This window comes from Pseudomonas emilianonis (genome assembly GCF_023072625.1).
Lineage (GTDB): Bacteria > Pseudomonadota > Gammaproteobacteria > Pseudomonadales > Pseudomonadaceae > Aquipseudomonas > Aquipseudomonas paraveronii.
This window is the reverse complement of the sequence record NZ_JAKNRV010000119.1, coordinates 1-14,134: the sequence shown is the minus strand read 5'-3', so window position 1 is coordinate 14,134 and position 14,134 is coordinate 1. Positions and strand designations below refer to the sequence as shown.

Annotated in this window: 14 protein-coding genes and 1 pseudogene; 7 read left to right on the top strand and 8 right to left on the bottom strand. The window is 61.4% G+C overall.

What is annotated here, in order from left to right:
* The 5 genes from L9Z73_RS14205 to gcvH all read left to right on the top strand — a co-directional run.
* The coding region (locus tag L9Z73_RS14205; RefSeq protein WP_247401932.1) for an FAD-dependent monooxygenase at positions 1-738 on the top strand (738 nt) is incomplete at its 5' end.
* 158 nt (positions 739-896) lie between these two features.
* Positions 897-1,901: an extracellular solute-binding protein gene (locus L9Z73_RS14200; protein ID WP_247401930.1), complete on the top strand. Its 1,005-nt coding sequence runs from the start codon at positions 897-899 to the stop codon at positions 1,899-1,901.
* 135 nt (positions 1,902-2,036) lie between these two features.
* On the top strand, positions 2,037-3,653 hold the full coding sequence (locus tag L9Z73_RS14195) for an ABC transporter permease (protein WP_247401928.1): 1,617 nt from the start codon (positions 2,037-2,039) through the stop codon (positions 3,651-3,653).
* A gap of 156 nt (positions 3,654-3,809) precedes the next feature.
* Positions 3,810-4,892, top strand: coding sequence for a glycine cleavage system aminomethyltransferase GcvT (gcvT, locus tag L9Z73_RS14190; protein ID WP_247401925.1), 1,083 nt, complete (start codon positions 3,810-3,812; stop codon positions 4,890-4,892).
* A gap of 51 nt (positions 4,893-4,943) precedes the next feature.
* Positions 4,944-5,330, top strand: a complete 387-nt coding sequence (gene gcvH / locus L9Z73_RS14185) for a glycine cleavage system protein GcvH (protein WP_247401923.1) — start codon at positions 4,944-4,946, stop codon at positions 5,328-5,330.
* A 42-nt stretch (positions 5,331-5,372) separates the two neighbouring features.
* Here gcvH and L9Z73_RS14180 read toward each other — a convergent pair whose 3' ends face one another.
* From L9Z73_RS14180 to L9Z73_RS14150, 7 genes are all read right to left on the bottom strand, one after another.
* Positions 5,373-6,512 (bottom strand): DegT/DnrJ/EryC1/StrS family aminotransferase, encoded by a 1,140-nt coding sequence (locus tag L9Z73_RS14180; protein WP_247401921.1) that lies wholly within the window; start codon positions 6,510-6,512, stop codon positions 5,373-5,375.
* Between the two features lie 155 nt (positions 6,513-6,667).
* A complete protein-coding gene (locus tag L9Z73_RS14175) occupies positions 6,668-7,333 on the bottom strand; it encodes an outer membrane protein (protein ID WP_247401919.1) in 666 nt (221 codons plus the stop codon).
* 183 nt (positions 7,334-7,516) lie between these two features.
* Positions 7,517-7,831: a DUF2388 domain-containing protein gene (locus tag L9Z73_RS14170; RefSeq protein ID WP_003176799.1), complete on the bottom strand. Its 315-nt coding sequence runs from the start codon at positions 7,829-7,831 to the stop codon at positions 7,517-7,519.
* A 69-nt stretch (positions 7,832-7,900) separates the two neighbouring features.
* On the bottom strand, positions 7,901-8,347 hold the full coding sequence (locus L9Z73_RS14165; protein ID WP_247401916.1) for an NfeD family protein: 447 nt from the start codon (positions 8,345-8,347) through the stop codon (positions 7,901-7,903).
* Positions 8,348-8,357: 10 nt separating this feature from the next.
* Positions 8,358-9,278, bottom strand: a complete 921-nt coding sequence (locus L9Z73_RS14160; RefSeq protein WP_046381704.1) for an SPFH domain-containing protein — start codon at positions 9,276-9,278, stop codon at positions 8,358-8,360.
* A gap of 77 nt (positions 9,279-9,355) precedes the next feature.
* Positions 9,356-11,038, bottom strand: coding sequence for a GspE/PulE family protein (locus L9Z73_RS14155; RefSeq protein WP_247401913.1), 1,683 nt, complete (start codon positions 11,036-11,038; stop codon positions 9,356-9,358).
* A gap of 83 nt (positions 11,039-11,121) precedes the next feature.
* Positions 11,122-11,460, bottom strand: coding sequence for a hypothetical protein (locus L9Z73_RS14150; protein WP_247401910.1), 339 nt, complete (start codon positions 11,458-11,460; stop codon positions 11,122-11,124).
* 127 nt (positions 11,461-11,587) lie between these two features.
* Here L9Z73_RS14150 and L9Z73_RS14145 point away from each other — a divergent pair, with 127 nt between their 5' ends.
* Positions 11,588-12,058, top strand: a complete 471-nt coding sequence (locus L9Z73_RS14145) for an Lrp/AsnC family transcriptional regulator (RefSeq protein WP_247401907.1) — start codon at positions 11,588-11,590, stop codon at positions 12,056-12,058.
* Between the two features lie 84 nt (positions 12,059-12,142).
* Here the strand turns inward: L9Z73_RS14145 and L9Z73_RS14140 are convergent, their stop codons facing one another.
* Positions 12,143-13,510 (bottom strand): inorganic triphosphatase, encoded by a 1,368-nt coding sequence (locus L9Z73_RS14140; RefSeq protein WP_247401905.1) that lies wholly within the window; start codon positions 13,508-13,510, stop codon positions 12,143-12,145.
* 158 nt (positions 13,511-13,668) lie between these two features.
* Here L9Z73_RS14140 and L9Z73_RS14135 point away from each other — a divergent pair.
* A pseudogene (locus L9Z73_RS14135) lies at positions 13,669-14,040 on the top strand (M20/M25/M40 family metallo-hydrolase); the annotation flags it as partial.
* Positions 14,041-14,134 lie beyond the last annotated feature (94 nt).

The following is a 14,134-nucleotide window of genomic DNA, read 5'->3' as shown; positions in this document are numbered from 1 at the left end:
GTCGCGGCCGATGGCGCCAACTCCGCCGTGCGCCGTTTGACCGGCACCGCGACCCGCGAATGGGATTACCTGCATAACGCTATCGTCACCAGCGTGCGCAGCAGCCAACCGCACCAGCGCACAGCCTGGCAACGCTTTACCGACACCGGCCCGCTGGCGTTTTTGCCACTGGTGCGCGATGGGCAGGAGGACTGGTGTTCGATCGTCTGGTCGACCACGCCGACTGAGTCCGCACGCCTGATGGCGTTGGATGATGAACACTTCTGCCGTGAGCTGGAGCGCGCCTTCGAAGGGCGGCTGGGCACGGTGCTCAGCGCCGACCCGCGCGTGTGCGTGCCATTGCGCCAACGCCACGCCAAACGTTATGTGGCCGAAGGCCTGGCGTTGATCGGTGACGCGGCCCATGTGATCCACCCGTTGGCGGGGCAGGGCGTGAACCTGGGCTTTCTCGACGCGGCCGTGCTGGCCGAGGTGCTGTTATCGGCGACCGAACGTGGTGAGCGCCTGGCGGATGTGAAAGTGCTGAGCCGTTACGAGCGCCGGCGCATGCCGCATAACCTGGCGCTGATGGCGGCGATGGAAGGTTTCGAGCGCTTGTTCCAGGCCGATCAACTGCCGTTGCGTTGGCTGCGCAATGCGGGCTTGAAGGTGGTCGACCAGATGCCGGAAGCCAAGGCGATCTTCGTGCGCCAGGCCCTTGGCTTGACCGGGGATCTGCCGGAACTGGCCAAACCCTGACACACCCGGCAGTCCGGGCTTGCCCGCGATGAGGCGATACGTCGCACTGCCGAAGGCGGCTTCGCAACATCTCGTAACGCCTCACTCGAGTGATTGATTGAGATGCTAAATGTGAGTCCTTATCATTTGTACTCTTTTGTCCACGAGAGACCGCACCCATGTCGGCACCCAAGCGCCTCCTGACTGCCCTGGCACTCACCCTCATCGGCAGCACCACCGCGCAGGCGGCCGATGAAGTCGTGGTCTACTCCTCGCGCATCGACGAACTGATCAAGCCGGTGTTCGATGCCTACACCCAGAAAACCGGGGTGCAGGTGAAGTTCATCACCGACAAGGAAGCCCCGCTGATGCAGCGCATCAAGGCCGAGGGCGAAAACGCTACCGCCGACCTGCTGCTCACCGTGGACGCCGGCAACCTCTGGCAGGCCGAGCAGATGGGCATCCTGCAACCGTTCACCTCCAAGGTGATCGACGCCAATATTCCGCTGCAATACCGCTCGTCCGCCCATGCCTGGACCGGTTTGAGCCTGCGTGCGCGGACCCTCGCCTACTCCACCGCCCGGGTGAAGCCCGGCGAGCTGACCACCTACGAAGCCCTGGCCGACAAACAATGGGAAGGCCGCCTGTGCCTGCGCACGGCGAAAAAGGTCTACAACCAGTCGCTGACCGCCACCCTGATCGAAACCCATGGCGCGACCAAGACCGAAGAAATCGTCAAGGGCTGGGTCAATAACCTGTCCACCGATGTGTTCTCCGACGACATCGCCGTGCTCGAAGCGATCAACGCCGGGCAGTGCGACGTGGGCATCGTCAACACTTACTACTACGGCCGCCTGCACAAGCAGAAGCCGAACCTGGCGGTGAAGCTGTTCTGGCCGAACCAGGGCGACCGTGGCGTGCATGTGAACCTGTCCGGCATCGGCCTGACCAAGTACGCGCCGCACCCCGAAGCGGCCAAGGCGCTGGTGGAATGGATGACCACGCCTGAGGCGCAGAAGATTTTTGCCGACGTGAACCAGGAGTTCCCGGCCAACCCGGTGGTGGCGCCGTCGGCTGAAGTGGCCAGTTGGGGCAAGTTCGTGGCGGACACCTTGCCGGTGGAAGTGGCGGGCAAGCGCCAGGCCGAGGCGATTCGCTTGATGGATCGGGCCGGCTGGAACTGAATGTGTCTGTGGGAGGGGGCTTGCTCCCGATGGCGGTCGGTCAGTCACTGATGAGGTGACTGGCACTGCGCTATCGGGAGCAAGCCCCCTCCCACACTGTTGTCTGTAGATCATCCATTCCCAGGGAATTTGCTCTTGGCCCACCCCGCCCAACGCCGCTGGTACCTGCCGGTCTTCAGCGTCGCAGCTCTGGTACTGCTTCCGCTGAGCGTGCTGTTGCTGTCCTGGCAAAGTATCGATGCGCAAATCTGGTCCCACCTGTGGGAAACCCAGATGCCGCGCTTGTTGGGCAATACCTTGACCCTGGTGCTCGGCGTTGGCGTCGGTGTGACCCTGTTGGGTGTGAGCCTGGCGTGGCTGACCAGCCTCTGCGAATTTCCCGGGCGGCGCTGGCTCGATTGGGCGCTGATGTTGCCGTTCGCGATCCCGGCGTATGTGCTGGCGTTTGTGTTTGTCGGCCTGCTGGACTTCTCGGGGCCGGTGCAAACCCTGCTGCGTGAAGCATTCGGCAGCGGCTTGCGCCTGCCCCGCGTGCGTTCCACCGGTGGGGTGGTCATCGTGTTGGTGCTGGTGTTCTATCCCTACGTTTATTTGCTGGCGCGCACGGCGTTCCTGGCCCAGGGCAAGGGCCTGATGGAAGCGGCGCGCGTGCTGGGGCAATCGCCCTGGCAAGCCTTCTGGCGCGTGGCCATGCCCATGGCGCGGCCGGCGATTGGCGCCGGGGTGGCCCTGGCGTTGATGGAGACCTTGGCGGATTTCGGTGCGGTCTCGGTGTTCAACTTCGATACCTTCACCACCGCCATCTACAAGACCTGGTACGGCTTTTTCAGCCTGTCCAGCGCGGCCCAACTGGCCAGCCTGTTGCTGCTGGTGGTGATGCTGGTGCTGTACGGCGAGCGTCGTGCCCGCGGTGCCAGTCGGCCGAGCAATGAGCGGCCGCGCGCCAAGGCGTTGTATCACCTGCGCGGGTTGAAGGCGGCGGCGGCGAGTGGTTGGTGCGGACTGGTGTTTGCCTGTGCCTTTGTCATTCCGATGCTGCAACTGGTCGCCTGGTTCTGGCAGCGCGGCCGCTTCGACCTGGACGAGCGCTATACGGGCCTGATCGTCCACACCCTCTACCTGGGCGGTATTGCGGCGCTGGTCACCGTCAGCGTCGCCCTGATCCTGGCCTTCGCCAACCGCCTGGCGCCGACCCGGGCGATTCGCTCTGGCATCAGCCTGGCCAACGTCGGATATGCCTTGCCGGGCTCGGTACTGGCGGTGTCGATCATGTTGGCGTTCAGCTACCTGGACCGTGAGCTGGTGGTGCCGTTGTCGGGCTGGATCGGTGGCGCGGGCAAGCCCTTGTTGCTGGGCAGCTTGGCGGCATTGGTGCTGGCGTATCTGGTGCGCTTCCTGGCGGTGGCTTACGGGCCGCTGGAAAACAGCCTGGCGCGTATTCGCCCATCGTTGCCCGAAGCGGCGCGCAGCCTTGGGGTGAGCGGCCCACGACTGTTTTGCAAAGTGTATCTTCCGTTGTTGCTGCCGGGCACCCTGAGCGCCGCGTTGCTGGTGTTCGTCGACGTGCTCAAGGAAATGCCGGCGACCCTGCTGATGCGCCCGTTTGGCTGGGACACCCTGGCGGTGCGGATCTTTGAGATGACCAGTGAAGGGGAGTGGGCACGGGCTTCGTTACCGGCCTTGACCTTGGTGCTGGTCGGCCTGTTGCCAGTGGTTGGACTGATACGACGCTCCGCACGACAAATCGGTTAGGTGCCAGTCCTACGGCTTGAGGCTACAATGCGCGGCATTCGGTACGCTCCGTGTTTCGGACCGGCTCGTTGGATGTGGCGGCAGGCCTTTTAATTCAAGGTGTTCAGCCCATCCCGCAGCCCTGCGTACCTTCGCCAAGCCCGGAAGGAGAAACCCATGGGACAGCGCACGCCTCTGTATGACCTGCATCTCGCCCTCGGCGCGAAAATGGTCGATTTTGGCGGTTGGGATATGCCTCTGCACTATGGCTCGCAAGTGGAAGAACACCATCAGGTGCGACGCGACTGCGGGGTGTTCGATGTATCTCATATGACCGTGATCGATGTCACCGGCCCCCAGGCCAAGGAATGGCTCCAGTACCTGCTGGCCAATGACGTCGACCGTTTGCATGGCTGCGGCCGTGCGTTGTACAGCGCCATGCTCAATGAGCACGGCGGGGTGGTGGACGACATGATCGTCTACCGCACCGACGCCGGTTATCGTCTGGTGGTCAACGCCGCCACCCGCGACCAGGACATGGCCTGGATGCAGGCGCAGTTGGGCACTTATCAGGTGCAACTGCACGAGCGTTCTGAACTGTCCATGCTCGCTATTCAGGGCCCCCACGCCCGGCAGAAAATCGCCGAGCTGGTGACTCAGTCGCGTGGCATCCTGATCCACCAGCTAAAGCCCTTCGAAGGTCAGGCCGACGGCGATTGGTTTATCGCTCGTACCGGCTACACCGGCGAAGACGGCTTGGAAATTGTCCTGCCGGCCGATCAGGCCCCGGGCTTTTTCAACGATCTGGTGGGCGCGGGTATTTCACCCATCGGCCTCGGCGCCCGTGACACCCTGCGCCTGGAAGCCGGCATGAACCTGTATGGCCAGGATATCCACCAGGACGTTTCGCCCCTGGCGGCCAACATGGCCTGGAGCATTGCCTGGGAACCGGCCGAGCGCCGTTTCATCGGCCGCGCCGCGCTGGAAGCCGAACTGGCGGCCGGTGTGCAGACCAAATTGGTCGGTTTGGTGCTGGAAGAGCGTGGGGTTTTACGCGCTCACCAGGTGGTTCGCATCGCCAATGTTGGCGAAGGGGAGATCACCAGTGGTAGTTTCTCTCCTACGCTGAGTAAATCCATTGCTTTGGCGCGTGTACCGACGGCGACCGCCGATCGGGCCGAAGTGGAAATCCGCGGCAAGTGGTATCCGGTTCGAGTGGTCAAACCGACCTTCGTGCGCCATGGTAAAACCTTGATCTAACTATTCCGGCAGGCCAATGGCCGCTGACATTTCTTCTTGAGGACACAGACTATGAGCGATATCCCTGCCGACCTGCGTTTTGCCGAAAGTCACGAATGGGCCCGTTTGGAAGCCGACGGCACTGTCACCGTCGGGATCTCCGACCATGCCCAGGAAGCCTTGGGTGATGTGGTGTTTGTAGAGTTGGCCGAAGTCGGCAAAGTGTTTGCGGCGGGTGAAACGGCGGGTGTCGTGGAGTCGGTTAAAGCGGCTTCTGATATCTACTCGCCAGTTGCTGGCAAAGTGATTGCGGTTAACGACGAACTGGGTGGCAGCCCTGAGTTGCTGAACACCGACCCTTACGGCGCCTGGATCTTCAAGCTCAAGCCAAGCAGCGTTGACGCCGACCTGGCCAAACTGCTCGATGCCGCCGCCTACAAGGCCGCCATCGGCGAGTGATTCCGCTGCAGGAGCCGGTCACCCGGCTCCTGCAACAGGTTTTCAGCGCTTCAGCACGGCCTTCACTGCCGCCACCGAGCGTTCCACATCCGCCTCTGTCATCGCCGTGAACATCGGCAACGACACAATCAAACGCCCAACACGCTCCGCCACCGGGAACATGCCTTCCTTGAAACCCTGTGCCCGATACAGGCTCAACAGGTGGATCGGCGGGTAGTGATAGCCAATGCCGACGCCGCGGGCCTGCATCTGCTCCATGAATGTGGCACGGGCGGGCAGACCGTCCTGGCGCTCCGGCAGGACCAGTTGGAACAGGTGCCAGTTGCTGTTTTCGAAATCTGCCGGTGGCAGTTGTGCACCGTATTGCTCTTCAAAATCACTGCCGAAGCACTTGAAGTAGTGCCGCGCCAGGTTCTGGCGATGGGCGGTGATCTCCTGGATATGGGCAAATTGCCCCAGGCCGATGGCGGCGGCGATGTCGGTCATGTTGAACTTGCCGCCCAGGACATCCACGTCCAGGCCGTCGAAGCCGGTGCGGGTGACGCCCTGCAAGCGGTACTTCTCTGCCAGGCGTGCTTCGTCGGCGTTGTTCAACACCAGGCAACCGCCCTCGGAAGAGGTGATGTTCTTGTTCGCCTGGAAGCTGAACGACACGAAGTCGCCGGTGGCGCCGATCCGCTCACCGTCCCAGCTCGAACCCAGGGCCTGGGCGGCATCCTCAACGATACGCAGGTTGTACTTGTTGGCCAGTGCGTAAAGCATCGGCATATCCACGGGCAGGCCGGCCAGGTACACCGGGATGATCGCTTTGGTGCGCGGGGTAATGGCCGCTTCGACCTGGGCCAGGTCGATATTGCGGGTCACCGGGTCGATATCGGCAAACACCGGCGTGGCGCCGACTTCCAGAATCACGTTGGCCGTGGCGACCCAGGAGATCGGCGTGGTGATGACTTCATCGCCCGGCCCGATACCGGCGATGCGCAAGGCAATCTCCATTGTGCAGGTGCCCGAGTTGAAGGTGCGTACCGGTCGCCCGCCAAAGTATTCCGACAACTGCGCTTCGAACGCCTGCACTTTCGGCCCGCTGGTGATCCAGCCCGAACGCAGTACATCACCGACCGCCGAGATGGTGGCTTCATCAATGGTAGGTTTGGAAAATGGCAGAAAAGGCTGTTGGCTCATGACGGCGAAGGCATCCGTTTCGGTAGACGATGAGAGAAGGCATATCAGTACCGGCATGGTTGCACGGCTTGACTGAATATAGCCTGTCATCTGTGAATGAAACGTCACCCAAACGGGGAAAATGCCGCGTTGAGAGCGGCATTTTCTGCTGCGAGTCAGAAGGAAACGCGCGCTTCCAGAAACATATTCTGCTCTTTGAGCTTACCTTTGAGCTGCTCATCCCGTGCGTTCACGCGGTTGGCGAAGGTGTTGTAGCCCGTTTCCACATCGCCCATGGCGATATAGCGATAGCCGGCGCCGAGGGTGAGTTGTTCGCTGATCTTGGCCTCCAGCCCCATGCCGACGCTGTAGGCGAAATTGTGCTGGCGGTTACTGGCAAAACGCCGGGTCTCGTTGGTTTGGTAGCCCTCGGCGCTAATCCGCGCCACCCCCACCCCGGCCATGCCGTAAAACGACAGCCAATCATTGATCGGGATGTCCTTGTAGCCATTGAGCATCAAGCGCTGGCTATGGACCTGCAGGTTGTTGACGTTGGCATTGAAGGGCGCCCAGTAGGATTTGAAGGCCGAACTCTTCGGCATGGTGTATTCCCCTTCCAGGCGCCAGCCATCGGCAAAGGCATAACCTGTGGCGAAAGAGGCGACGATGGACTTGCTGCTATCGGGCGCCTCCACCCGTTCGGTGACGCGTGGGCTGGTCAGCAGAGCGCTGGAGAGATTCTGGCGGGCGTGGTTGAGCTTCAACGACCCGTACCAGTTTTCAGCGTGGGCATGGGGGGTAAAGAACGCGGAGAGCAGCAGCGCGTAGGCGAGTTTTTGCATGGAAGGAATTCGCTTGATGGAAAAGGAATCCTTAGCTTGTTGCCTGGCCCTTGAGGGCTCGACAGGATTTCTCTGCCAGCGGCTGGAAAAAATAGACTTTTTGCGTAGTGCCCAGGGGCGATGACTGTAGGAAATGATCAAAAAAAATGCCGCTGAGAAGCGGCATTCTTTTTGGGCCGAGTATTACTCGGTGACAGCGTTTTTCGCGAGGATGGCGTTGGCCAATTCCATATCCGTGGCTTGGAGGCCAGGGTTGTCGGCGCGGACTTTCTGCATGGCGGCTTCCAGGTACGGGCCGCGGATGCCGCCGTCGCTGGCAACAAAGCTGCCTGCGTCGTCTTGGGCGGCAACCACCAGCTTGTGGTCCTTGAAGGTCAGGTACGTCGAGCCGGTCGTGGCGCCCGACGAGATGACATTGCGCCAGAAGCTGTCGGCCATGGCTGAACCGACAGGTAGGGAAAGCACGGCGAGGGTGGCGACAGCATATTTGAGACGCATGGCGGGTGACTCCGGGTGGGTTATCTGTACTCTATGATTGTAGTTAGCCCAATCGAGTTCCATCACTGACTAAACAGTTTCAACCTGCAAAGTCGTCCCATCCTGTGCAATCACGCGTACATGAGCGCCTACGGGGGTGTCCGGTCCGGTCACCATCCACACGCCGTCACCGACTTTTATCTTGCCGCGGCCATCCACAATCGCCTGATGCACGATAAACGTGTGGCCGATCAGCTCCGACCCCCGCTCGTTGAGCCCTGGTTGGTCGCTGGCCTTGGCGCTGCTGCGCTGGCGTTTCCACCAGTACACAGCCGTCAATATCGACAATACCGCGAACAGCAGCAGTTGCCATTCCAGCCCGAGCGGCGGCACCAGGAACTTGATCACGCCCACGGCAGCGGCGGCAATACCCATCCACAACAGGTAACCACCTGCGCCGAACACCTCCAGAATCAGCAACACTGTCCCCAGCGCCAGCCAATCCCAAAACGATAAATGCTGCAGGAACTCCCACATGGCGATGGCCTCAGCCTTTCTTGTTGTCGAAAGTCGCTTTGACGATTTCGCCGATACCGCCCACAGCGCCGATCACCTGGCTGGCTTCCAGCGGCATGAGGATCACCTTGCTGTTGTTGGCGGAAGCCAGTTTGCCCAGCGCGTCGATGTATTTCTGTGCGACGAAGTAGTTGATGGCCTGCACGTTACCGGTGGCGATCGCTTCGGACACGACTTGGGTGGCGCGGGCCTCTGCCTCGGCTTGACGCTCGCGGGCTTCGGACTCCAGGAACGCAGCTTGACGTCCGCCTTCGGCTTCGAGGATCTGCGCCTGCTTTTTGCCTTCGGCGGTCAGGATCGCCGACGCCCGCAGGCCTTCGGCTTCGAGGATCTGTGCACGCTTGATCCGCTCGGCTTTCATCTGGCCCGACATGGCGGCCATCAGGTCCGCAGGTGGGCTGATGTCCTTGATCTCGATCCGGGTGATCTTGATACCCCACGGCGCCGTGGCTTCGTCGACGGTGCGCAGCAGTTTTTCGTTGATGCCGTCACGCTGGCTGAGCATCGCATCCAGTTCCATGGAGCCGAGTACGGTACGGATATTGGTCTGCAACAGGTTGCGGATGGCATGTTCGAGGTTGTTCACCTCATAAGCGGCCTGGGCGGTGTTGACCACCTGGAAGAAGCACACGGCATCGATCTGCACGGTGGCGTTGTCGGCGGTAATCACTTCCTGCGGCGGGATATCCAGCACGCTTTCCATCACGTTGATCTTGCGACCGATGCGGTCCATGACCGGGATGATGATGTTGAGGCCGGGCTTGAGCGTGTTGGTGTAGCGGCCAAAGCGTTCGACTGTCCACTGATAGCCCTGGGGCACGACTTTGAAGCCCATGAACAGGATGGCGATGGCCAATCCCACGAAAAGAAGCAGTACGGTTCCGATCTGCATAGCGATTCCCTATCTGAAGATGTCAGTAAAACGACGTTCGGCCGATTGTAGCGGGGTTGTCTGCGATAAGAAGGATTTCACCGCCCGACAGCCAACGGATTTGTTTCTGAATCCCCAGGCGTGACCCGTAAGACTTCCGCCAGGCTGGTCAGCCCAGCTTCAACCCTGTGCATGCCGGCCATTCGCAGGCTGCCCATACCTTGCCGGAGCGCCGCCTGGCGCAAGGCCTGCACGTCGGTACCAGGGGTGATCAACGACTTGAGCGCGTCGTCCAGCACCATGATTTCGTAGACCCCGGCGCGCCCGCGATAACCGCTGTCACGACACTCTGCGCACCCGGTCGCTGCGGTGTGCTTGCCGCTCGTCGTGCGTTTGCAGTCGGGACACAAGAGTCGCACCAGGCGCTGCGCCATCACGCCCAATAATGTGGCCTTGATCAAATAATGAGCAATTCCCAGTTCCTGCAAACGGCTGATCGCACTCGGCGCATCGTTGGTGTGCAGGGTCGACAGCACCAGGTGCCCGGTCAACGCGGCCTGGATCGCCATCTCGGCGGTTTCCTGGTCGCGAATCTCGCCGATCATGATGATGTCCGGGTCTTGGCGCAGCAGTGCGCGGATGCCACTGGCGAAGGTCAGGTCGATATTGTGCTGCACCTGCATCTGGTTGAACGCCGGTTCGATCATCTCGATCGGATCTTCCACCGTACACAGGTTGAGCTCACGGCTCGCCAGGCGCTTGAGGGTGGCATAGAGGGTGCTGGTCTTGCCGGAGCCGGTGGGGCCGGTGACCAGGATGATGCCGTGGGTCTGGCGGGTCAGGTTGTGCCAGCGCTCCTGGTCCTGGGCCGAGAGGCCAAGCTGGTCGAAGTCCCTGAGCAGTACCTGGGGGTCGAAAATCCGCATCACCAGTTTCTCGCCAAACACCGTGGGCAAAGTTGAAAGGCGCAATTCAACCTCCGCGCCCGCCGGGGTTTTGGTCTTGACCCGCCCGTCCTGCGGCTTGCGTTTTTCCGCCACGTTCATCCGGCCCAGGCTTTTCAGGCGGCTGACCACCGCCATCGTGACCTGGGGCGGAAACTGATAGACGTCATGCAGCAGCCCATCGATGCGAAAACGCACGCGGCCCTGGTCGCGACACGGCTCGATATGGATATCGCTGGCCCGTTGGCCGAACGCGTACTGCAACAGCCAGTCGACGATATTGACGATATGCGCGTCGTTGGCATCCGGCGCCTGGTCGCCGGCCCCGAGGTTGAGCAGGTCGAAATGGCCCGGCGCCGGCGTTGTTTGATCGGCGCCGCTGACCGACTTCGCCAATCGGTAAAACTCCCCGATGCAGCGCTGGATGGCCTGGGGGTTGGCGACCACGCGCTTGATCGAGCGCTTGAGCACCTGCGCCAGCCCGGCTTCCCAGGCGCTGACATACGGCTCGGCGCTGGCGACTGTGATGCTCTGCGCATCCACGGCCACCGCAAGAATGCCGTGGCGCTGGGCGAACGCGTGGGACATCAACGGCACCAGCGTCGCCACATCGATCTTCAGCGGGTCGATACGCAGGTAAGGTTGCCCGCTACGCTGCGCCAGCCATTGCGTCAGGGTTTCCAGGCAAGGCCCCTGGGCCGCGATGCACTCCAGGGGATGCTGGTTAGGTGCGGGCGCCAGCGTCGACAAGCGCTGAGCCACATCGAATGTGACCATGCCTTGTTCGACCAGGGCCGGTAACAACGTGTGCAATTCCAATCGCTGATCAACAGGCATTGAGGTTTTCCTGGGGGGCGCCGGGTGTAATCCCAGGCTAGTCAGCCTCTGATCCGCTGCCTCTCAGTGTGTATTGCAGGCTTTTACCGGGCGCCTGCGACCACCGCCTGAGGCCGCACGGAATCAGCCGCCCACATCTCCAGCGAGCACACGCTGATCAGGTTTCGAATCTTTTCACCGATCACCTGGGCGCGGTGCCAGCTCAGGCCATCGATCACGATATCGAGGGTCAGCAAGTCATCCTGGCGATTCACAACCACCTGCCGGGGCGTCAGGAACTGCAGCGCGAAATAGTTGAGCACCCGGCACAGCACGTCGGGTTCGGCCTCGGTGACGATCTGGTAATGGGCCTGACAATGGGCGCTATTGACGGCCCACGCATCGACGCGGGTAGCGGGGTAGGTGGTTTCGACGGCGTGCATGCTGACTCTCCAGATTTGACTGAAGAAATTTTTACATTCGCCAGCGGAGATTTCTTATCTAAGATGAGCCTGATTCGTCGAAAAATGCATAAATCAATTCAAGATAACCACAGTTATAGGTATTTCTATGCGCAGCGAGCTGGACGTCTACGACCGCCGTATCCTGGCCCTGCTGCAAGAGGACGCCTCGCTCTCCAGCGCGCAGATCGCCGAGCAGGTCGGCCTGTCTCAATCGCCATGCTGGCGGAGAATCCAGCGGCTGAAGGAGGAGGGCGTGATCCGCGGCCAGGTCACGCTGCTGGACCGCAAGAAGATCGGCCTCAATACGCAGATTTTTGCCGAGGTCAAACTCAATGCCCACGGGCGCTCCAACTTCACCGAGTTCACCGAGGCGATCCGTGGGTTTCCCGAAGTCTTGGAGTGTTATGTGCTGATGGGGGCGGTGGATTTTCTGCTGCGCATCGTCACGTCGGATATCGAGGCGTATGAGCGGTTTTTCTTCGAGAAGTTGTCGATGGTGCCGGGGATTCAGGAGGTCAACTCGATCGTGGCGTTGTCGGAGATCAAGTCCACCACTAGCCTGCCAGTATTGGGCTGACAGGGCTGGCCTCATCGGGGGCAAGCTCCCTCCCACATTGAAATGCATTCCAAATGTGGGAGGGGTTGCTTTCGAAAGCGGGGGTTACAGACGCAGCAGGGTCTTCCAGGCACGGTTCTGATACACCGCAATCGCCTGGTGCATGCGTGCATCCAGCGATTCATCGGTGATCGGCTGGTTGGCCAGTTGCACCAACTTGTTCAGCTCACCGTACAGGCGGTCGAGTTCCGGGATGTCTACCACCTGGCGTGCATGGTGCAGCCAGGCCTGGATGCGTTCGATGCGCGGCAGTTGCTCGGCCAGGTCTTCCGGCTGTTGCTGATAGCGCGGCAGTTGCAGGGCGACGGCATCTTCGGCCAGCAGGCGCGGCAGCCAGTTGGTGATTTGCGCAGCACCCTGACGGTTGCCGCGCACGTTGCGGTCGGCGGTCCAGGTGCGGTTCAGCAACCAGCGGGAGGTGTTCAGCGAGAACAGGCCCCAGCGCACGTCGGTCAATTCTTCGGCGAATTGCTCCGGCGCGGCTTTGCGAATGTCTTCATCGTCGTCACCGGCCTGGACCAGCGGGCGCCAGTCTTCCAGCAACGCGTCCAGTGTGCTGCGCAGTTCGCTGGTGGATTGACGCGGCGCGGCCTGGCCGAGGCTGCCGAGCAGGGCGCGCAGTTCGCCGAGGTTGTCGACCCACTCTTGCAGCAGGCGCCAGTGGCCATTGAAACGGTATTGCTCGGCCAGGCGCTGGCTGCTGCCCAGCAGGTGCCACATGATCGCGGCGAAGGCATCGTCCAGCGGCATTTCGGCGTGCAATTGCGGCGCCGGCAGGCTCAGGGAATAGCTGCTGGCGTCATACAGGCGGTAGCCGCGTTCGGCCTTGCTGATGTCACATGGCATCAGCGCCAGGGTCGCGGCCAGTTCGGCGGCCAGTTCCAGCAGGGCGGCCGGTTCACCTTCGCGCAGTTCCAATTCCAGCTCGCAGATTTCTTCTTTCTGCTTGCCGACCACCACGTGGCCCAGGTCCAGTGCGGCTTCGATCACCACCTTGGTCTTGCCCCGGCCCCAGGCGATTTCGGCGCGTTCGCGCACGAAGTCGGTGGTGAAGATCGGCTTGAGGGTCTTTTTGTCCAGCTCGGCGAGTTCCTCGGGCCAGCATTCGCCGTCGAGTTTTTTCACGTCGAGCTTGGCTTTGGGCAGTTCCCAGTTGTACTCGTTACGCTCCGACAAGCCGGCGACGCTTTGGCCGCGGGTCTTGAGGGTCTGGATCACGGTGTCACCGTCCTTGCGTAAACGCAGGGCGACTTTGGCCTGGGCCAGATCGCGCTCGGGGGTGTCGAAGTACTGGTTCATCAACTCACGGCGTTCCCAGCCACTTTTGTTGCGTTTTTTCAGTAGCGGGTGCTCACGTAGCGCGGCGAGTGTTTCGCGGCTGACGCGGAGCTTGATTTCGGTTTCTTTCTGCATGGCCGGAAAATCCAGGATCGGGAGCGCAGCCGGGAAAAAGAGTGGCTGCCAAGGTCGTGCAGTGTACAGGACTGAGCCCGGCAACGCGCCGCAACGGTTTATTGTGTCGTGCAGATGCCTCTATAGTGAGGTTCATCCGGGAAGTAGGGAGACTGCGCATGCCGTTACCGTCCATGAAAGAGCAATTCGCCGCCTTGATTGCCACGCCGTCGGTCAGTTGCACCCAAGCGTCTCTCGACCAGAGCAACCGTCCGGTGATCGACCTGCTCGCCGGCTGGCTGGGCGACCTGGGCTTCGCCATCGACATTCAGCCCGTCAGCCCCGGCAAGTTCAACCTGCTCGCCAGTTTTGGCACGGGCCCCGGTGGCCTGGTGTTGGCCGGCCATAGCGATACCGTGCCGTATGACGCCGCGCTGTGGAAGACCGATCCTCTCAAGCTGACGGAGGTCGACGGTCGCTGGGTAGGACTGGGCAGCTGCGACATGAAGGGTTTTTTCGCGCTGGCCATCGAAGCGGTATTGCCGCTGCTATTGTCGAGGCTGGCCACGTCCAGGCCCAGAGTGTCCTGGCTGCTGATGATGCCGCTGGTGTTCTTCACCGCTGTCGCTTTCAGCGTTTGCTCAC